This is a genomic window from Epilithonimonas sp. (genome assembly GCF_056329745.1).
The window spans coordinates 26280-47497 of record NZ_JBWEYV010000021.1 but is presented as its reverse complement, the minus strand read 5'-3'; the positions used below and the strand labels follow the sequence as shown (position 1 = coordinate 47497).

Sequence of the window (21218 nt, the reverse complement as noted above, 5' to 3'; positions counted from 1 at the left end):
ATATTATGAAAAAGTTACTATTTATAGGCTTGGTATCATCACTGGTTTTCAGCTGTATCCCAGACAAAGGGAAAATTGATAAAGACAAAAAAAGCCGAAGTGCAGACAGTATCAGGAATGACGGGATAGATTCAGCAGCGGCCAATTCCCACAAAAATATTGGGGATACGATCTCAAAATAGAATTATTTCCCAATCATTTTTTTGATGGCATTCAGTTTCATCAAAGCTTCAATTGGCGTCAAAGTATTGATGTCAATTTTCGTGAGTTCTTCGCGGATATTTTCCAAAACAGGATCGTCCAATTGAAAAAATGATAATTGAAGATTTTCCTCGGTCACCCGTTTTATTTTCTCGCCAGAATCTTGTGTTGATCGGCTGGACTCCAAAGTTTTAAGGATATCGTTTGCCCGATTCACAACTTTTGAAGGCATCCCGGCCAATTTTGCTACGTGAATACCAAAACTGTGTTCACTGCCTCCTGCAATCAGTTTCCTCAAGAAAATAATATTGCCTTTAGCTTCTTGGATTGAAACGTGGAAATTCTTGATTCTCTCGAAATTAACGGACATCTCGTTCAATTCGTGATAATGCGTTGCAAACAAGGTTTTGGGCTGCGTTGGATGTTGATGAAGATATTCCGCAATGGCCCAAGCGATGGAAACACCGTCGTAAGTGGAAGTTCCGCGTCCAATTTCGTCAAGCAAAATCAAACTTCTGTCGGATATATTATTAAGGATATTCGCGGCTTCATTCATTTCCACCATAAAAGTCGATTCGCCGGCTGATAAATTATCAGTGGCACCAACTCTCGTGAAAATTTTGTCCAATGTTCCAATCTCAGCGTGTTTGGCAGGAACAAAACTCCCTATCTGGGCCAATAAAGCAATGATTGCAGTTTGTCTCAGAATCGCTGATTTACCCGCCATATTGGGTCCCGTAACCATAATGATCTGTTGGGAATCCTTGTCCAGAAAAACATCATTAGGGATATAAGATTCGCCAAGCGGAAGCGATTTTTCGATAATGGGGTGGCGTCCTTCTTTGATATCAATAGCAAAAGTTTCGTTCAGGATTGGCTTGGTATAACTGTCTTCAACCGAAAGGTCAGACAGTCCTACTGCACAATCCAATTCTCCAATTAATTTTGAGTTTTCCTGCAATTGGTCAATATAAATCAGGACATTTTCACAAACATTTCTATAAAGTTCAAATTCTAATTTCCCTATTTTTTCTTCAGCGCCGAGGATTTGATTTTCATATTCTTTCAGTTCCTCGGTAATATAACGTTCTGCATTAACCAAAGTTTGTTTACGGATCCAATCTTCTGGAACTTTGTCTTTATGCGTATTTCGAACCTCGATATAATAGCCGAAAACACCATTGAAATCAATCTTAAGACTCGTTATTCCGGTTCTTTCGATTTCGCGTTGGCACATTTCGTCTAAGAAACCTCGTCCTTTACTTTGAAGATTTCTCAGATGATCGAGTTCTTCCGAAATGCCTTCCCTGATGACATTGCCTTTGTTAATATTGACTGGCAATTCGTCATTCAAATGATTGTTGATAAAATCTATTAATTCTTCAAGATTGATGAAAGGATCAATCCAAGCCAAAACATCCGGGAACTTCAGAAGATTTTTTCTGATTTCATTAATGTTAATAATACTTTGTCGAAGATAACCTAATTCTTTAGGTGAAATCTTCTCCGCTGCCAATTTTCCAATTAATCTATCCAAATCCGAGATGCCTTTCAGCAAATCTTTGATTTCATATTTTAATAAATCTTCCTTGTTGAGGAATTCGATCAGGTTGAGCCTTCTGTTGATATCGCCAATGTTTTTTAAAGGCAAAATCAAACGTCTTCTTAGCAACCTTCCACCCATTGGCGTGGCCGTTTTGTCGATAATATCCAGCAGAGATTTGCCTTGATGATTGGCCGAATAAACAATTTCGAGGTTTCTCAGCGTAAAATTATCCATCATCAGATAATCATCCTGAGGAATCACCTGAATCTTGGTAATATGCTGCAACAGTGCGTGGTGCGTATCTTCTACCAGATAAGCAAAAATGGCTCCGGCAGCGGTTATGCCCAGTTTAAAATCCTCAATCCCAAAACCTTTCAGAGATTGGGTTTTGAAATGCGAGGTCAGTTTTTCATAAGCATAAGGATATCTGAATGCCCAATCTTCTAACTTGAAAACGTTTTTATTCTTCAACTGATTCGGGATCTCCGAAGTTCTTTGGTAAATAATCTCGCTTGGGTCAAATGTGTGTACGATGTGCAGCAGCTTTTCAAGATTCCCCTCACTGACGAGAAATTCCCCGGTAGAAACATCCACAAGTGCAATTCCGTATTTTTCTTTCTCTTTGTGAAGCGACAGCAGAAAGTTATTTTTCTTGGAAGACAAAACCTGATCGTTAAACGTTACACCAGGTGTCACTAACTCTGTTACGCCGCGTTTTACAATACCTTTGACTGATTTGGGATCTTCCAGCTGGTCACAAATCGCAACACGCATCCCAGCTCTTACCAACTTTGGCAAATAAGAATCCACAGAATGATGCGGAAATCCGGCCAACTCAATATGCCCGTCGCCATTGGCTCTTTTGGTTAATACAATGCCAAGGATTTGTGATGTTTTGATGGCATCCTGCCCAAAAGTCTCGTAGAAATCGCCCACGCGGAACAGCAATAATGCATCAGGATATTTGGCCTTGATGGTATTGTATTGCGTCATTAACGGGGTTTCTTTCTTTGCCACTGCTACATATTTTGATGCGCTAAAGTACAAAATTATCGCCCGGCAGAGAAATCAAGTTACTAACGGGACTTCTGTGATTCATGATATTATTCAAGTTTTTTAAAATGATAGAAACCTGTATTTTTGTAGTGGTGAAAAAGATATATATCATTTTTTTATCGGTGTTCGTATTTCTGGCGGGTTTTCAAAAATCGCTGGTCTTTTTTGATTATCAGATGAACCGTCAATTTTACGAAGCACACTGTATCAACAAAAACAAACCCGAGTTGAGCTGCCACGGAAAATGCCAGTCCACCAAAGAATCTGAGAAACAAAGCTCTGACCTCAACGGAAGCAAATTAGGCTTTGAGTTTTCCTTAATCAACGACTTTGCTTCTGCTTTCAGAATACCAAAATTAATTGAAGTGAGGTCCAATCCTACCTTTTCTGATTATCAAAAAAATCCTAAAACAGGTTTTACTTCCTGTTTCCCAAAACCTCCTCAAGCTTAGCAATCCCAACATTTTTGAAATCAAAATTGCTGCGACATAAACATCGTGGCTTAACCTTACTTTTCTAAAATTTTATGAAAGCTAAATTTGTACAACTTATATTTTTAGGAGCCAATGCGATGCTCCTTGCGCAGAACGATACAATTTACCATCCGATAGAACGGGTTATCTTAAATGCCAATTTTTCTACAAAAAATAAAAAAATCCACACGAAGTCTGTAGACTGGCTCAATCATGATGCGGGTAAGTTTCTGACTTCTATCCCAGAATTCTCTGGCGTAAGAAAATCCGGAAACTACTCCACAGACCCGGTTTTTCGCGGCTTCAAATATGAACAACTGAACATCATTACCGATGGCGCACAAAATGCCATCCAAGCTTGTCCCAGCCGTATGGACGCGCCTGCATCACAAATCAATATGAACCAGATTGAGAAAGTGGAAATTTATAAAGGCCCTTACTTTTTCAGGTTTGGTGCTTCTGTGGGAGCCAGCGTCAATTTTGTGAGTTTTAAGCCGGAATTTTCGGATAGTTTAAAAGCTGACGGCAGATTATCAACTTCGTACGAAAGCAATGGAAACATTTCTCGAAATGAAGCCATGCTAAACCTCCGGTCAAAAAAAATAATCGTCCAGTTTTCCGGGGCATACCAAAAAGGTGAGGATTACAAAGATGGAGCCGGCAATACCATCCCGGCTCAATTTGAACGTTACAATTTTGGGAATAAAATCACTTACAGCTGGAACCGTGACCATTATACCACTTTCCAAACCAACACGAACCAAGGGAGAAATACCGATTTTCCAGCGTTGTCTATGAAATTGCTTTATGATAAAACCTGGATGTTCCAATGGATGCATCATTCAGAGTTTCATCATTCTTTGGTAAAGCAATTCAATATTAATGCTTATTCTTCAACCGTTCATCATTCTATGGGAACCGAAAACCGATCTATGGTTTCTGATGTTTCCTCTGGAACCTACGGTATGAGAAGCGAACTGAAGCTGGTTACCGGAAAACACCAACTCTATACCGGCCTAGATTATAAAAACGAAAGTGCAAAAAACACGTCACTCACCATGGCGATGGCAATGCCAATGAAGCGCGACGGCACAAGCTGGCAGGATTCCGGGATTTATCAGGCGGGATGGTTTAATGAATACCAATATTCTTCTGGAAAATCTAGTTTAAAATTCTCTTACAGAATGGATTACAACAGTGCTAGCGCCTCAGAGGAGGCCTCACTCTTCCAAAAGCTTTATGGGAAAATGGATACAAGACAACTCAATCACAACATCAGCGCAGGATATGAGCAAGGTTTGGATCATGATTCACAGATATCGCTTTGGATAGGCAGGGCGCAGAGAAGTGCCAGCCTTACAGAACGTTTTATCAATCAATACCCTGTGGGAAATGATAACTACGAATATGTAGGAAATCCACTGTTGAAACCGGAAACCAATAATCAGGCAGACCTGATCTATACATGGAAACCTCATCCCAAGTTCTATGTCCAGCTGAATCTTTTTTACTCGCTGATGGAAAATTATATCTCCGCAATCGTGAGAACAGACCTGAAACCATTATCGATGTCTTCGCCGGGAACCAGACAGTTTCAAAACATTGGGAAAGCTTACAGAACAGGTTTTGAGACCCAGATAAAATGGCATATCAATGCTATTTTTCACTCCGAAGTTGCCGCTGCTTACACCTATGCAGAAGATCTTACCAACAAAAACCCTTTGCCGGAAATTGCCCCTTTGGATATCCGTTGGAAATTGGCTGCTGAAAAAGGATCTTTTTTCGGAAGCATCAATTACCGTTTTGCAGGAAAGCAAAAGCGCATCAATCCAAATTTTTCGGAATTGGAAACACCTGATTTTTCACTGTTGGATTTGCACCTGGGTTACAAAATTTTCCGTGGCGGTCGTTTTAGCCTGGATGTTAATAACCTCCTCAACCGAAACTACACCGAGTACCTCAACCGCACGCTGTATAAAAATACCCAACGAATTATGATGCCGGGAAGAAATGTTGGCTTGTCATATTCTTATGATTTTTAGCCTGAATTAAACAAAAAAGCTGTCTTAGTTGACCGCTTTTTTGTTTACAGCCTATTCTGTTCCTCGGTTTTCCATCAGCTGACGGAGAAAGAATCAGAATTGTTGCTGTTTTGATTCTGTCCGCGAGATTGACTTCAAGGTTGAGTTCCCTTAGACTCCACTTTTTTATTCTTTTCCTCGATCCAGCGACTCATATATTTGGTCGAATTCAGATGATGGTGCTGCAGGATTTTCCCGAGGAAATTTTCTGTCCGGTGACGTTCCAGATTATTCTCGATTTCCGAAATCTTACTCCAAAACCGATTGACAAACAAGTTTTTATTAAAAACTTGATTCAAAATCTCAAAAGCATTTTCGTTAGACCGGTTCCAAACCGATTGATTGTGATACAATTCTACAGATTTTTTAACAAATTGTTCGTCAGAATCTTCGATAAAGCCATTCCACGGCAAATTCTTGTGCATCGCTTCGGCACCTATAGAACTCGTCACATTGGGCAACCCGAATTGCATACTTTCCCAAAGCTTGCCTTTCAAGCCTGCACCAAAAGGAATCGGCGCCAGCAAAACCTTGTACTGGTTAAAAATTGATTCCACATTTTCTGCCCTACCCTTTACCACAAAGCCTTCTTTCTCGTTATGTAATTGGAAAACTTTTTCCGAAGCATAAGCTCCATAAATATGAAGCTCCGCACCCGGAAGTTGTTTTCTGATGCTTTTCCAGATGGATTTCAGTTTGAGAACGGTTTGCCAATTCGGTTCGTGAAGGAAATTTCCGATGCTTACAAAATTTTGCCTCTGATTAAAATCCGTTTTATTTTTTTCAATTGTCTCTGTCAAAAATGGAATATAAAACAGAATATCTGGGTTGATTCTGAACGTTTCTGTCAGCAATTGGTATTCAAATTCAGAAATAATGAGTGACAAATCACAACGCAGGATAGACGCGATTTCGCGCTTGAAAATGTCATTAACCAAATCTTCATTATTGACTTTTCTTTTCTCAATAAAAGCTTTTCGTCTTGCTTCCCTCAGGAAATGCAAATCTTCTGTATCAATAATTTTGATTGCTTGAGGACAATTCTCAGAAACGCGCCAGCCAAATTGCTCCTCGGTCACATAGCGGTCAAAAAGTACAACATCAGGATTGAGTTCTTTGATTTTTTCATCAAAACTTTCACTATTAATCTCGATTTTCTGGGTTTCGATTTTTTCGGAAAACTCGACATTGTTAGAGGCCGTCAAAAATGTAATCCGGTAATTAGCCTCAGAAAAAAGCCGAATCAATTGCATCATCCTGTGTCCCGCAGCTGTAGAAGCCGGCTCGGGAATCACGAGGCCAATAATCACAAGATGTTTCACAATGGCAAAAATAGACATTCTTAAAACAAAAAATAATGCTAATTTTGATCTATGCGAATAGAAAACGAAATCAAGTTAGGGTTCAAAGATGTGATGTTCCGTCCGAAGCGGTCTACACTCAAATCCCGCTCAGAAGTGACGATAGAAAGGGAATTTACTTTTCTTCATACTCAGAAAAAATGGAGCGGCGTTCCGCTGATTGCCGCCAATATGGATACGGTAGGCACTTTTGAAATGGCAGAAGCCTTGTCCAAAGACAAAATTATTACTGCTGTCCACAAACATTATTCGGTACAGGAATGGGCTGATTTTCTGAAAGATAAAAACGATGATTTCTACCAATACATCGCATTAAGTACCGGAACCGGAAAAGCCGACGCAGAGAAAATCAAAACCATCTTGGATATCAACCCAAAAATCCAGTTTCTCTGTATTGACGTTGCTAATGGCTACTCAGAACATTTTGTAGAGTTTGTGAAAAAAGCACGTCAGAATTTTCCTGATAAAATTATTATTGCAGGCAATGTTGTTACCGGCGAAATGGTGGAAGAATTAATCTTAGCTGGTGCAGATATCATCAAAGTCGGGATTGGGCCGGGTTCAGTTTGTACAACCCGGGTGAAAACGGGCGTTGGTTATCCTCAACTTTCCGCGATTATAGAATGTGCTGATGCGGCGCACGGATTGGGCGGTCAAATCATCGGTGACGGTGGCTGCAAAGTGCCAGGCGATGTGGCAAAAGCTTTTGGCGGCGGTGCGGATTTCGTAATGTTGGGCGGCATGTTTGCCGGACACGACGAAAGTGGTGGCGAACTGATTACCGAAAACGGAAAAACGTTCAGGTTATTCTACGGAATGAGTTCCCAAACCGCGATGGATAAACACTCCGGCGGTGTTGCAGAATATCGCGCTTCTGAAGGAAAAACGGTGAAAGTTCCTTACAAAGGCCCGGTTACAGAAACCGTGAAAGATATCTTGGGTGGCGTTCGTTCAACGTGTACTTATGTGGGTGCATCTAAGTTGAAAGAGCTTTCTAAACGAACAACATTTATCCGTGTACAAGAGCAGGAAAACCAGATTTTTAACGGATAAAACTTGGAACCTATCTTTCATATAACCAATGGCGATTATCTTGCTGAAGATTTGAAGAAAACTTCAATCCACGGCGATATTATTGTTTGTCGGGAAGCTTTGGTTTCCGGGAATTTGAATGCTGATTCTCTGGAAGAATTTTGGAAAATTAGAGCCCAATCTGTTGCGGAAGATTACAATGTTACCAAAGAAAGTTATTACGAAAAATCGGTTACAGAATTTGAAAAGATTCTGAATATTCCGGAGAATTCTGAAGTTAATCTTTGGTTTGAAGATGATTTGTTCTGTCAGGTCAATTTGTGGTTTTGTATTTCCTTACTTTCAAATAGAAATGGCTTAAAAATCTATCGGGTTTTCCCTAAAAAAGATTTTGAAAATGATTGGAAAGGTTTTAACGGTTCAAATAAATCAGACTTGGAAAAGTCATTAAAATCCAAAGTTTTAATTAATGGAAATGATATTGAATTAGCTATAAAACTTTTGAAAGCTTATGAAAATAATGACATCAATTCTTTGAGACAATTATCTAAAAGTCAATCAAATTGTTTTCATTTTTTGAGAGAAGTTATTGACGCTTACATCAACATAAAACCAAAAGATTTTATAAAAAATCAATTTGAAAATGGTTTGATCGATTTTGATTCTGTTTTTAAAAAATTTCAGGAAGAATTAGGAATTTTTGGTTTTGGAGATTTACAAGTAAAGAAGATTTTTGAGAAAATTTTCAAGGAAAAATAAACAAAACCAGCCAAAGTCCGGCTGGTTTTGTTATTAAAGATTATCTAATTCACTTTTCAAAGCTATCGATGCTTTTTTGACTTCTTGTATCCAATCATCGGCTGCATTGCCGTCTGCACCGTCCGAAATATATTTGAGACAAAGGAAATCGATTCCTTCCTGCTCTGCAACTTTTGCCAATGCAAAAGCTTCCATATCGATGACATTGTATTCCGGATTGATATGTTCCATTTCGAATTGGTCACCGGAACCGCAGATTCCGTTTGGAAGATCTGCTATATTTAATCCATATTCCAGAAGAATAGGTTCATCAGAAAACGGTGTTTCAAATTTTTGAAAACCCAAAGCTCTTACATCCATATCCCGCTGGATAAAACAGCTGCAACAGACAACCATGCCACGGCTAAAATCGGTGCTTCCTGCCGTTCCCAGGTTAATTATCAAATCCGGCTTCTCTTTATAAATAGCTTTGGTGAGGTTATAAGTCGCCTTCACCTTCCCTATGCCTACAAAGATTTTATTATAGTTATCAAATTGGTTCCCTGCTTCGGACTCCAGTGCAAATACCAGGAGTACATTGTGGTATTGTTTACCGTTGATGGTCATTTACAGGCTTGGTTTTTTCAAAAAGAAAAGCGTCAACGTACGGGCACCCTGCGCACCGTGTACCAACACTGCACTGATGTCCGCCGTAGCCGATGGCCCCATAACAAAGCAGCCATAATGCGCGGCAGGCAGTTCCACTCTTTGATAAGCTGTATGCATATTCTCCGTAATATCATTGGGATCCAGCAGAACAGCCAAATGCTGGGAAAGGTAGCCCAAAGAATTGGTCACCAATGACTTTTCAGTCACCCAAACCATTCCCATCTCCGCTACGCCAAACTCGGCGCGGAAAACGCCTAAATCCACATGATTAAGATCTGCTGGCTTATCAACTTTAATTTCTTGATTGCCAATCCATTCTGGTGTAGCAGAACATATTACCTTTACATCGGGGAGTTTTTTATTCATAATCTCCTGTGCTTCTTCTATAGAAGAAACATCATAAAAATCAACAGCTGCTATTCTGGCATTCTCCTCAAAGGTCGCCTTAAGATCCTTCTCCGGATGCCTGTAATCCGGGATATGGGGATAATCAACTTTTTCACGGTTTTGCAGGTTAGATCGTACGCTGCTCAGTAATTCCTCTTTAGTCATTTTCTTTCCTGTTTTTTTTGTACCAATCTCTGAAAGTTTCTTTTTGAATATCAGGAAGTTCCCGGTCTTCTACCCATGGATCCAGCGTGCTACTTTCCAGCAAAGATTTTGGCAGAACATTAAGTAAACTGTACGTCGCCTTTTCCATTTTTTCAAATGCCTTTGAGCTGCCCAATAACCTGTCCGCCGCCGCAAAAGCCAAACGTCTCCCAAATGGTGTTTTCTTTTTCTCCATCATCACTTTTCGCCACTCTAAAATCTGATCGGCAATATTAATATGTACCGGACAAATCTCGGTGCAAGAGCCGCATAATGATGAGTGGAATGGCAATTCTGAATAAGTATCTTCATCAAATGTAGGATCCAATATAATCCCAATTGGACCAGAATACGTGGCACCATAGGACAGCCCCCCACTACGTCTGTAAACAGGACAGGTGTTCATACAGGCACCGCAACGGATACATTTGAGAGAATGCCAGAATTTATCCATAGATAGCCTCTTGCTCCTGCCATTGTCGGTAAGTACAATGTGCATCTCCGAACCTTCACGCGGACCAGAAAAATGGGATGTGTACTGGGTAGCGGGAGTTCCCAAAGCACTTCTTGACAACAGTCGTATAAAAACGCCCAAATCTTCTGGCTTAGGAACTAATTTTTCGATTCCAATACTGGCAATATGAAGTGGTGGAATACTTGCTGTAAGATCTGCGTTACCTTCATTGGTACAAACCACAAAACTTCCTGTCTCGGCAACCGCAAAATTTGCCCCGGTCATCCCGGCATCTGCTACAAGAAACTTAGGCCGAGCGTTATTACGCATGGCCTCTGTTAATGAATGAGGATCATCATCGTTAGGATCTGTACCAATAGTCTTGGCAAAAAGCTGCGCTATATCTTCGGTTGTTTTTTGGATGGCTGGCATCACAATATGGCTAGGACGCTCATGAGAAAGCTGCTGAATGCGTTCTCCCAAGTCGGTTTCCAAGACGTCGATGCCTCTTTCTTCCAGAAATGGTGTCATTCCGCATTCCTCCTGCAGCATCGATTTGCTCTTGATAATTCTTTTAGCACCCTTCGATTGCAGAATGTCATACACAATGGCATTGTGTTCATCGGCATCTTTTGCAAAATGCACTTTAATACCATTTTTTTCAGCATTATCCACAAACATCTCAATGTAGTGATCCAGATGTGTTAAAGTATGCTCTTTGACTTGGGATGCCAAGTTACGTAGCTCCTCCCACTCGGGGATTCGTGATGCTACAGTACCGCGTTTCATAACGGCATTCCAAAGATTTTTATCGTGTTGCGCTTCGTGCACATCATCCTGCTTGATGAATTTGCGCGCATTATCTTCTACGTTTATTTTTCCCATTTGATTTTTTTAAAAAGGTCCGTTATTCAAAACCTGCGCAATGTGAACAAACTTAAGTCCGGATTTTTCTCGTTTGGCAATCCCCTCCTGATGCATCAGGCAGGACATATCGGGAGAAACTACATACTCAACCTCATGTCTGGTATAATCAGCCACTTTATCCTGTCCCATTTTGGCAGATACTGCTTCATCAGTAACACAAAAAGTCCCTCCAAAACCGCAACACTCTTCTGGCCTGTCTATGGTTTTTATATCTACGCCATTAACTTTTTTCAGCAAATCTTCGGTTTTATTAAAGTAAGGTTCTTGCCATTCAAAACGAGAAGCAACATGTAAGCCTCTGATAGAACTACACGAATTGTGAATGGCCACTGTATGCTTAAAATCTGCCCATGGAAAATCTTCAATCTTGAGGACATCATGCAGAAACTCTACCAGTTCTATAGTTTTGGTACGGATTTCTTGTACCGTTTCGGTTTGTGGAATGGCATCCATATGAAACTTAACATGTTTTACACAACTTCCTGCAGGCCCAACAATATAATCAAAATCCAAATCGCTGAAGTTTTCGCAGAACTGCGCTTCTGTTCTTACGGAATGCTTTTGGTCTCCTTCATTGGCCATTGGCTGTCCACAACAGGTCTGATGTAGAGGAACTTTGACTTCTACGCCCAGCCTTTCCAATAGCTCCAGCGTGGCGATTCCCACTTTGGGATAAATGAGGTCTATATAACAGGGAATAAACAGTGCTACTTTCATTATAATCTTTTCTAGAAACACGAAATTAAGACTAATTCAACATTTTGCGAAAGCTTCGTATGAAAAATGAAGACCTTAGTTTTCAATTTATAATCAATAAAAATAGTACTCTTTCACAAATGCAAAAGGCTTTTGAAAAATCAAAAGCCTCATAAGTTGTTTTAAAAGTAAATTAGACTAGGTCAACATACCACCATCCACATTCAAAACCTGTCCTGTGATGTAAGAAGACATATTGCTTGCTAGGAAAACACACGCGTTCGCCACATCTTCCGGCTGTCCGCCTCTTTTCAAAGGAATACCTTCTCTCCAACCCTGAACTGTTTTCTCATCTAATGCAGCTGTCATCTCAGTTTCTATAAAACCTGGCGCAACGGCATTGCAACGGATATTTCTGGAACCTAATTCTAGTGCAATGGATTTTGAAAAACCAATCACACCTGCTTTAGAAGCTGCATAATTGGCTTGTCCTGCGTTACCTTTCACACCAACTACAGAAGTCATATTGATGATGGAGCCGGATTTGGCTTTCATCATAGGTTTGATCACCGCTTTAGTAAGATTGAAAACTGAATCTAAATTCACCTTGATAATTGTATCCCAATCCTCTTTGGACATTCTAAGCATCAGATTATCTCGCGTGATACCTGCATTATTGACCAAAATGTCAATTGTCCCAAATTCTGCCAGTACATCCTCAACCAATTTTTGAGCCGCATCATAATCTGAGGCGTCTGACTGATACCCTTTGATGGTTGTTATTTTGCTTAATTCTGATTCTAATTCTTTAGCTTTTTCAATAGAACCGGCATATGTGAATGCTATTTTTGCACCTTCTTTGGCAAAAACCTCAGCAATCCCTTTCCCGATTCCTCTTGTTGCACCAGTAATGATGGCAACTTTACCTTGTAGTAATCCCATTTGATATATTAGATTAATTAATCTTTAAAGCGCAAATATATGAAAAGCCACTATTTCTGTTCACCGTTTTTCAATGCGTGATGATATTCAGCCTTAACCGCTTCTATTTTATCCTTTAACTCCTGGCTGATTTTACCAGGATAATTTTTTAATTTCCTAAGATTAAAAGCCAGAACAATAGCTGATATTCCAGAAAAAATAAACGCCAGTGCTGTAACAACTACCAAAGAGAATCCTGCAATAATTGGATTCATAATAAGTAAGATGGATAAAATAAATCCTAAAAGACTGATGACAGCCAAATTTCCCCACTGTAAAACGCCATAACTTTTGAGATCAAACGCAAAACCCAAACCCTGAATAGAACGGAACATCAGCGAAAAACCTATAAAATAAGGCAAGGCTACAAATGCCACCTGTGGCTGGAAGAATAAAATAATCCCCACAAAAAGATCAAGAAGCGCACCTACAAGATACCAGCCCCAATTGTCCAAATTCTTGCTGTTCTGTACAGCAAATATCAGTTCCATAATACCAAAAATAAGGAACGATGCACTAAAGAAAAGTACCAGCGATAGATAAGTCGCCTGCGGAACGCTGAACATATAAAGCCCCAAAATAACCAGTAAAATCCCCACGATTAATGGTAGATACCAATGCTTAACAGTATCTTTAATTGTTTTAAAAAATGTTGTTGCCATAATATTTAAGTATTTAATTTTAAATGGTATTGTTAATCACCAAGACTATCTCGCCTTTTAAAGTTTTGCTTTTAGAAAACTCAATTAACTCATTGATAGTGCCACGTTTGGTTTCTTCAAACTTTTTGGATATCTCTCTACTGAGACTCACTCTGGTTTCTTCACCAAAGAATTCTTTGATTTGTTCCAGCGTTGTATTGATTTTATGTGGGCTTTCGTAGAGGATAATGGTTTTCTTTTCTTCTGCCAGCTGTTTCAATTTAGTTTGCCTGCCCTTCTTTTGAGGGAGAAATCCTGCAAAATAGAAATCGTGGTTCGGTAAACCGGAAACTACCAAGGCCGGTACAAAAGCGGTTGCACCGGGAAGGCAGATCATTTCCAAATCTTTATCCGCACAAGCTTTTGCCAAGAGATAACCAGGATCAGAAATTCCCGGAGTTCCTGCATCTGTAATGATGGCGATGTTTTGCCCGTTTTCCAGATCCTGAATTACTTTTTCTGTGGCCTGATGCTCATTATGTAAATGGTAAGAGCGCAATGGTTTAGAAATCTCGTAATGTTTTAACAAAACACCAGACGTTCTGGTATCTTCGCAAAGGATGTAATCGACCTCTTTCAGAACCTTTACGGCTCGGAACGTCATATCTTCTAGGTTGCCAACCGGTGTTGGGACGAAATAAAGTATGCCACTCATCTACAAAAATCTGTTTTCTACCAAAGTCCAAAGCCTCTGTGCATAATTATCAACTTTTTTCCAATCCTTGGCATAATAAACGTCGCTTAAGAATTCCTGCGCTTCGGACAAGGATGCGAAGGCATTCAGACGGTTAACAACATCGTTCAGTTCACTTTGGCTGCCTCCAAAAAGATGCTGAGAAAAGGCAATCCTATCATTAAGATCGAGTTTAAATTCCGGTTTTGGTTTTGGTGCTTCCATATAATCTGTTGGCACGTTATTTTTCAGGAGACTTCCCGATTGCGGCTCTGTGGTAGGTTTTTCTTCGTTATCAAACAATTCTTCGTCGAACAGAGATTTGGCAATTTTCAATCCTTTGATGTGGGCAAGCCGGAATTTTTTCTCCTGCTGATCTTCAGACTCTGTGTTATGCTGATCTTCTTGCTGAACGGCTTTGCTTTCTGACTGCTCCGCGGAAAGATGCATGGCTTTTTTCCGATTCTCCTCCAGTTCACGAAGTTTCTGCTCTTTTTCTGCAATGCTGGTTTCGTAATCTTTTGACGGCATTTCTGGTATGGATTCTTCTCTCTCCATCGCAAAAGAAAACTGGCTGTCCTGCATAGGTTCCAGTTTTTCAGGATTTTCCTGCAACAGGCTTTCCTCTTCAGTGTCGAATTTGGATTCAAGGTTGTTTTCTGAAGTTTCCTGTTCTGGCGTTTCTATCTCTTTGGTTTGTTCTTCCTTTTTTACGGTTTCCGGTTCCTCACTTGCGGAAGGGGAAACATCTTCCTGCTCATCGATTTCGGCAAAAGAATGAACCTCTTCTACTTCTGCAACATCTGTAAAAATATCCTCGGAAACAGTTTCTTCTACAATAATCTCGGCCACCTTATCGGCATCATCAAAATGCTGAACTTCTACAATATCAGAAATAATGTTTGTTTCCTGATTATCAATATCTTCATCATGATTAATTATATCTGACGAAAGGCTAAGCTGCCGCGCAATTTTGAGATAAGAAAACTTCTGATAAACATTATTCATCAGGTTTTCCTGCTCTGTGAGCTGCTCAGGCGTTTCGCAGGCCGATAATTCTGATAAAATATTTTTGATGTCAACAAAAATATTTTCGCTTACATCTTCCGGATTTTGCATAATAAATCTTATTAATTTTTACTTAAATTTGATGCTTATAAAATTAAGAACAATTTTGCTCTCAAAAAGCGTTATGACGATTATTTTTATATCAATTTTTTAACCTTAGATTCCCTGATTTAGTTCCGTAATCCTTCTTTTTCCCAAGAAACAAATAAGCTTGAATAAATTAGGATTTTGGAATCGGATAATGATCAGAATTAATTTTAGGAATTGGATCGTTAAAAAAATTTAAACCTATTTTTTTGCTAAAATAATAATGTTTTTAGAAAATACAATTAATCATTCCAAGCAAAGTGGATGGATGGAAGTGATCTGCGGATCTATGTTTTCGGGCAAGACAGAAGAACTTATCCGAAGGCTAAGGCGTGCAGAGATGGCAGGGCAAAATGTGGAAATCTTCAAGCCAAAAGTGGATACACGCTATTCTGATGAGGATGTTGTGTCCCACAACCAGACCAAAATAAGGAGTACTGCTGTGGAAAGTCCTTCGGAAATATTGTTGTTGGGATCTAATTGTGATGTAGTGGCCATTGATGAAGCTCAGTTTTTTGACGAGAGCATTGTGGAAGTTGCTAATCAGCTGGCAAACAACGGCGTCCGCGTTATTATTGCCGGTTTGGATATGGATTTTTTGGGACGGCCGTTTGGTCCAATGCCCAACCTGATGGCAACAGCAGAATATGTGACCAAGGTGCACGCCATCTGCAAAAGGACCGGCAACCTGGCCAACTACTCTATGAGAACTTCACAGGGTAAAGAATTGGTGGAACTAGGCGAGACAGAAGCCTATGATGCCGTCAGCAGAAGGGTTTTTGTAGATGAAGTCCTTAAAAATAACAATCAACTAACACGATAATTCCTGATAACCCAATGAATTATACCGCCAAAGAAATTGCTGAAATTACAGATTCCGAAATTTTTGGAAACGGAGATGTCCTAATCAAAAATATTGCTTTTGACAGCCGCACCATATACTCTACCAAAAATACAGCATTTCTCGCCATCCATACGCATAAAAATTCTGGTGAAAAATATATAGAAAGTGCCATAGATAAAGGCATTAACACAATTATCACACAACACAGGATTGATCATCCGGAGATCACGCAGATTATTACGAAAGATGCGGTTTCCTTTCTACAGGCTTTGGCCAAATATCATTTTAAGCATTCACATATCAATTCTATTGGGATAACGGGCAGCAATGGAAAAACGATTCTTAAAGAATGGCTTTATCAATGCTTAGCGAATGAATTGGCGACGGTAAAAAGCCCAAAAAGTTTTAATTCACAAATTGGCTTGCCACTTTCCCTTTTGCAAATTGACAAAAAACATGAGCTGGGGATTTTTGAAGTTGGGATTTCCAAACCCGGCGAAATGGACAAACAGGAATCTGTGTTCCATCCAAAGATTGGATTGCTAACCCACATCGGTACAGCCCATGCTGCAAATTTTGAATCTGAGGAACAACTTATTCTCGAAAAACTAAAACTTTTCCAACACTCCGAAGTTATTTTTTATAATGCGGATAATGTATTGACGGACAAATTAATAAAGCAACTTTACTCAAGCAAAAAATTAATATCATACGGCCTGGATCATCATAATGACATCACGATTATATCTGACATCAGTGACCGTAAAAACGATATTGAAATCAGATATTTTAACGAGACTTTTTTACTTCCTGTTAATCAGCGTGATGAAGCCACATTGACCAATGCGTTGGCTTTGATCGGGATTTTGAAAGAGCTGAATTTTTCTAACGCTCAAATCATAGAAAAAATTGATGCACTGAAAGCGGTAGAAATGCGCTTGGAAAGTATCGAAGGTGTGCGGCAAAATCTGATCATCAATGATTCTTATAATCTGGATCTCGATTCCCTTAAAATTGCATTCCAGTTTATTGGTGAGTACAACAAGCCAAAAAAATCCCTGATCCTGACGGACTTTATCGATTCTAATACCAATTCGGACGATTTGTATAAAGAAGTTGCGGATCTTGTGAATGAGCAGAATTTTGACAAAGTATTTTTGATAGGGACCAAAATCAGTTCTTACCAACATCTTTTCACTTCTGAATCTTTTACTTTTAATAATACTCAACAATTTATTGAAAGTAAGTCTGTTGACACCATCCAAAATCAAATTATCCTCCTGAAAGGGGCAAGGAAATTTGGGATCGAAAAAATTAAAGAACTCTTGGAACTCCGCAAGCATGACACTGTTTTGGAAATCAACCTGAATGCTATTCTTCATAATATCAATTTCCATAAATCCCTACTGAAACCTGAAACCAAAATGATGGCTATGGTAAAGGCCAACGCTTACGGCTTGGGAAGTTATGAGATTTCTGAATTTTTACAACTTCATCATATTGATTATCTGGGTGTTGCATTTGCAGATGAAGGTGTAGAGCTGCGTAAAAAAGGCATCACAACACCCATCATCGTGATGAATCCGGAACAACATAGTTATGACACAGTGATTGAATATAATCTAGAACCAGAGATCTACAGCATCCGTGTTCTGGAGCAGTTTAATGAGCAGTTGATAAAATCTGGCAATCAGGAGAAATATCCTATCCATATCAAACTAGAAACGGGGATGCACCGCCTTGGTTTCAAGACTTTTGAGCTGGATGAACTGGCCGAAAAACTGAAATCGATGAATGTTAAAGTTCGGAGTATTTTCAGCCATTTGTCAACAGCAGACATGCCAGAAGAAAAAGAATACGCACTGCAACAGCTGCAGACTTACGATACCAACTCTAATTATCTGATTAACCTGCTTGGTTACAAACCGATACGCCATATCCTTAATTCTTCGGGAATCACTAATTATTCTGATTATCAATATGATATGGTAAGAATTGGTATAGGAATGATTGGGGAAAACCCCGATAAAAAAATCAAAAAGCAGTTGCAGCAGTCTGTCAGTTTCAAGACCGTTATTTCGCAGATTTCTGAAGTAAAAGCAGGAGAATCCGTAGGCTATGGCAGGCGTTATAGAGCTGATCATGATGTAAAAATTGCAACAATCCCTGTTGGCTATGCAGATGGAATCCCTCGTTCTATAGGAAACATGGTGGGAAAAGTGGGTATTGATAATCAGTTATGCCCAATTGTTGGCAGCATTTGTATGGATATGATGATGATTGACGTTAATAATACCAACGCAAAAGAGGGTAACCCTGTGGACATTTTTAATGAAAAGCCAAGTCTGGAAGATTTTGCAACCTATTGTAATACGATAGTTTACGAAGTCCTTACATCTATATCGCCACGCGTAAAGAGGATCTATATAAAAAACTAAAATGATCAAAAAGCTTTTTTTCACCTTTTGTTTTATCATTTCCTTGACTGCCTTCGGCCAGGTAAAGCAAAACCTTGTTATCCCAAAAAACCCAAAGATTGGGCTTTCGCTTTCTGGTGGTGGCGCCAAAGGTTTTACCCATGTTGGCGTCCTAAAGGTATTGGATTCTTTGGGGGTGAAAGTAGATTATATCTCAGGAACCAGCATGGGAGCCATTGTTGGAGGATTATATGCTGCTGGATATACCGGGAAGGATATTGAGAAAATTGTGATGGAAACGGATTTCTATTCCCTCATTACAGATCCCAAAACACGTCAGGAAACGACTTTCTTCAACAAAAATGTAGATAAATACCTTTTTACAGTTCCTCTCAAGAATGGTAAGATTACATTGCCGTCTTCTATCAGTACCGGTCAAAGAAATGTTTATCTGCTGAAAGAGTTGCTGAAAAATGTATCCAATATTGATGATTTTTCCAAGCTACCCATCCCGTTTCTATGTATTGCCACCAATTTGGAAAGTGGCCAGATGAAGATTTTTGAAAATGGCGATCTGGTTTCTTCCATCATGGCTAGTTCAGCCTTTCCTTCCCTTTTGGATCCTGTTAAGGTTGGAGACAGCATCTATGTGGATGGTGCCATGACCGTAAATTACCCTTCGAAACCTTTAAAGGACAAAGGGATTGATATCGTTATCGGAGTGGATCTTAACCAGCCTTTGGCGAACCGTGACAACCTGAACAGTGTTATCGCCATAATGAACCAAATGATTGATTTTGGAATTAAAAAAGAGACACTCAATCAATACCGATACACGGATATTAATATAAAACCGGATCTTACTGGTGCCACCGCTACCAGCTACGATGATAAACGGAGAATCTTGGACAGTGGCTATGTGGAAGCGGCAAGATATGCCAATATCCTAAAAGAATTACCCAAGAGAACATTTGAAAGAGTCCGGTCTGCCATAAATCCAATCTATTCTAATGTTTACAAAATTGATAGCTTGGTAGTAGAAAATGGTAAAATATATGGTACCAATTACGTAAGGGGGAAAATGGGTTTGTTATTGCCCTCTATGCAAACCTATGGCAGTGTTAACAAAATGATTGATAAACTGTATGCTACGAATAATTACAAATTTATCAATTATGATATTGTTCAGGAAAACAATAAGTATTACCTGAAATTATACGTTACCGAAGATGACGCTAGGCATTTTTTAAAATTTGGACTGCACTATGACGAAATTTTCAAGACCGGACTACTACTGAATTATTCTGCAAAAAGATTGTTGTTTAGGAACTCCAATTTGTCATTGGACGTTATAATTGGCGATTCACCTAGATATTACTTTAATTATTTTATTGATAACGGTTATATCCCTGGATTTGGGCTCTATTCATCGGGTATGACGATCAACCTTAAAAATATAGATGACAATGTGGTAGAATCATGGAAATGGTTACGGAATGAAGCTTTCATACAATCTGTGTGGAAAGAGAAATTTGCTATTGGAGGAGGTTTAAGTTACGATTATTTTGAAGGTGATAAAAATGGTTTGGACAAAGACATCAGTAAGTTTCTAAATCCTTACATTTTCGTAAAAAGTGACAGTCAGGATGATAAATATTTTCCTACAAAGGGCTTTTACCTGAATGCAGAAGGCAAAATTATAGAGTTGTTTAATACAGACCTTGAAAAAAAACCAATTCTGGCAAAAGCTGACATCCGTTTAAACTTTCCCATTTCGCAAATGTTTACCTACAGGCTAAATCTCTACGCAGGCATCACAATTGGTGATAATAGCCTAACTTATTACCAATATAGGATTGGAGGTATTTTTGAGCAGCCAATGGGCAATTTCAGAAGTTTTTACGGTTATCAATTTGCATCACTTGGTGATAATAATGTTTTTTTAGCATCCAATGATTTTCAGTTTCGTTTTAATAAGAACTATTTTGTAACAGCTAATTTTAGTATTGCCAACTTATTCAGTTCAATAAAATTTGAAGATGCCGTGCGTTTAAACTACAGTTCAATGGGTATTACCGCAGGATACAAATCACCATTTGGGCAGATCAAACTTAACTTTAGCCATTCACTTAACAAACATAAAGGCGTATTCAGTGTCATATTGGGACACTGGTTTTAACAAGATGATTAATTACTTTTTTGAAAATATAGATCAAAAAGACATTCATCCAAGCACTTCTGCATGGCTGGAAGATCTTATAAAAACAGAACATAAAAAACCAGGTGATATCAATTATATCTTTTGTGATGATGATTATCTCTTGCAGGTTAATCAGGACTATCTGGCTCATGATTATTATACTGATGTCATTACGTTTGACTATGTGAAGGGCAAAACCATCTCGGGAGATATTTTCGTATCTTTGCCGCGCATTTTGGAAAATGCTGGTTTGCTCTCTCAGGATTTCGAAAGAGAATTCAGAAGGGTTTTAGCTCACGGCGTGCTTCACCTCTGCGGCTACAAAGATAAAACCGAAACTGATGAGCAGGAAATGAGACAAAAAGAAGAGTTTTATTTAGAACGTTTTCCTAATTAGAGAACAAACTATTTTCCAAAATTTT

At 39.1% G+C, this 21218-nt stretch carries 19 protein-coding genes; 9 read left to right on the top strand and 10 right to left on the bottom strand.

Translation table 11 applies throughout. From position 1 onward, the window contains the following. Positions 1 to 5 precede the first annotated feature (5 nt). Positions 6 to 182 (top strand): hypothetical protein, encoded by a 177-nt coding sequence (locus AC00Y6_RS13595; RefSeq protein WP_474491153.1) that lies wholly within the window; start codon positions 6 to 8, stop codon positions 180 to 182. 2 nt (positions 183 to 184) lie between these two features. Here the strand turns inward: AC00Y6_RS13595 and mutS are convergent, their stop codons facing one another. Next, complete coding sequence (mutS, locus tag AC00Y6_RS13590) at positions 185 to 2740, bottom strand: DNA mismatch repair protein MutS (protein WP_474491164.1); 2556 nt, start codon at positions 2738 to 2740, stop codon at positions 185 to 187. A 128-nt stretch (positions 2741 to 2868) separates the two neighbouring features. Between mutS and AC00Y6_RS13585 the strand changes: the two genes are divergently transcribed. Continuing rightward, positions 2869 to 3255 carry a hypothetical protein gene (locus AC00Y6_RS13585; RefSeq protein WP_474491152.1) on the top strand — a complete coding sequence of 129 codons (387 nt, stop codon included), beginning with the start codon at positions 2869 to 2871 and terminating at the stop codon, positions 3253 to 3255. A gap of 74 nt (positions 3256 to 3329) precedes the next feature. Beyond that, positions 3330 to 5318, top strand: a complete 1989-nt coding sequence (locus AC00Y6_RS13580) for a TonB-dependent receptor domain-containing protein (protein ID WP_474491151.1) — start codon at positions 3330 to 3332, stop codon at positions 5316 to 5318. A 134-nt stretch (positions 5319 to 5452) separates the two neighbouring features. Here AC00Y6_RS13580 and AC00Y6_RS13575 read toward each other — a convergent pair whose 3' ends face one another. Then, positions 5453 to 6697, bottom strand: coding sequence for a glycosyltransferase (locus tag AC00Y6_RS13575; protein ID WP_474491150.1), 1245 nt, complete (start codon positions 6695 to 6697; stop codon positions 5453 to 5455). Between the two features lie 33 nt (positions 6698 to 6730). On the opposite strand from AC00Y6_RS13575, the gene AC00Y6_RS13570 reads away from it, so the two are divergent. Then, positions 6731 to 7771 (top strand): GMP reductase, encoded by a 1041-nt coding sequence (locus AC00Y6_RS13570; protein WP_474491149.1) that lies wholly within the window; start codon positions 6731 to 6733, stop codon positions 7769 to 7771. 3 nt (positions 7772 to 7774) lie between these two features. Next, positions 7775 to 8509 (top strand): DUF1835 domain-containing protein, encoded by a 735-nt coding sequence (locus tag AC00Y6_RS13565; protein ID WP_474491148.1) that lies wholly within the window; start codon positions 7775 to 7777, stop codon positions 8507 to 8509. Between the two features lie 33 nt (positions 8510 to 8542). Here AC00Y6_RS13565 and AC00Y6_RS13560 read toward each other — a convergent pair whose 3' ends face one another. From AC00Y6_RS13560 to AC00Y6_RS13525, 8 genes are all read right to left on the bottom strand, one after another. Further along, positions 8543 to 9115: a 5'-methylthioadenosine/S-adenosylhomocysteine nucleosidase family protein gene (locus tag AC00Y6_RS13560; protein ID WP_474491147.1), complete on the bottom strand. Its 573-nt coding sequence runs from the start codon at positions 9113 to 9115 to the stop codon at positions 8543 to 8545. After that, entirely contained in the window at positions 9116 to 9709 is a 594-nt protein-coding gene (locus AC00Y6_RS13555) for a LutC/YkgG family protein (RefSeq protein ID WP_474491146.1), read from the bottom strand. Further along, positions 9702 to 11087 carry a lactate utilization protein B gene (locus AC00Y6_RS13550; RefSeq protein WP_474491145.1) on the bottom strand — a complete coding sequence of 462 codons (1386 nt, stop codon included), beginning with the start codon at positions 11085 to 11087 and terminating at the stop codon, positions 9702 to 9704. The genes AC00Y6_RS13555 and AC00Y6_RS13550 overlap by 8 nt, the downstream gene beginning before the upstream one ends. A gap of 9 nt (positions 11088 to 11096) precedes the next feature. Continuing rightward, positions 11097 to 11846: a (Fe-S)-binding protein gene (locus tag AC00Y6_RS13545; RefSeq protein ID WP_474491144.1), complete on the bottom strand. Its 750-nt coding sequence runs from the start codon at positions 11844 to 11846 to the stop codon at positions 11097 to 11099. 177 nt (positions 11847 to 12023) lie between these two features. Further along, complete coding sequence (fabG, locus tag AC00Y6_RS13540; protein ID WP_474491143.1) at positions 12024 to 12767, bottom strand: 3-oxoacyl-[acyl-carrier-protein] reductase; 744 nt, start codon at positions 12765 to 12767, stop codon at positions 12024 to 12026. A gap of 50 nt (positions 12768 to 12817) precedes the next feature. Beyond that, positions 12818 to 13468, bottom strand: a complete 651-nt coding sequence (locus tag AC00Y6_RS13535) for an HdeD family acid-resistance protein (RefSeq protein WP_474491142.1) — start codon at positions 13466 to 13468, stop codon at positions 12818 to 12820. 19 nt (positions 13469 to 13487) lie between these two features. Next, positions 13488 to 14162: a 16S rRNA (cytidine(1402)-2'-O)-methyltransferase gene (gene rsmI / locus AC00Y6_RS13530; protein ID WP_474491141.1), complete on the bottom strand. Its 675-nt coding sequence runs from the start codon at positions 14160 to 14162 to the stop codon at positions 13488 to 13490. Then, positions 14163 to 15299: a hypothetical protein gene (locus tag AC00Y6_RS13525; protein WP_474491140.1), complete on the bottom strand. Its 1137-nt coding sequence runs from the start codon at positions 15297 to 15299 to the stop codon at positions 14163 to 14165. 259 nt (positions 15300 to 15558) lie between these two features. On the opposite strand from AC00Y6_RS13525, the gene AC00Y6_RS13520 reads away from it, so the two are divergent. From AC00Y6_RS13520 to ybeY, 4 genes are read left to right on the top strand one after another with little or no spacing between them, the layout of a single operon-like run. Beyond that, positions 15559 to 16158, top strand: a complete 600-nt coding sequence (locus tag AC00Y6_RS13520) for a thymidine kinase (RefSeq protein WP_474491139.1) — start codon at positions 15559 to 15561, stop codon at positions 16156 to 16158. A gap of 14 nt (positions 16159 to 16172) precedes the next feature. Next, positions 16173 to 18617, top strand: coding sequence for a bifunctional UDP-N-acetylmuramoyl-tripeptide:D-alanyl-D-alanine ligase/alanine racemase (locus AC00Y6_RS13515; protein ID WP_474491138.1), 2445 nt, complete (start codon positions 16173 to 16175; stop codon positions 18615 to 18617). Position 18618: 1 nt separating this feature from the next. Continuing rightward, positions 18619 to 20775: a patatin-like phospholipase family protein gene (locus AC00Y6_RS13510; protein ID WP_474491137.1), complete on the top strand. Its 2157-nt coding sequence runs from the start codon at positions 18619 to 18621 to the stop codon at positions 20773 to 20775. Positions 20776 to 20779: 4 nt separating this feature from the next. Further along, positions 20780 to 21193, top strand: coding sequence for an rRNA maturation RNase YbeY (ybeY, locus tag AC00Y6_RS13505; RefSeq protein WP_474491136.1), 414 nt, complete (start codon positions 20780 to 20782; stop codon positions 21191 to 21193). Positions 21194 to 21218 lie beyond the last annotated feature (25 nt).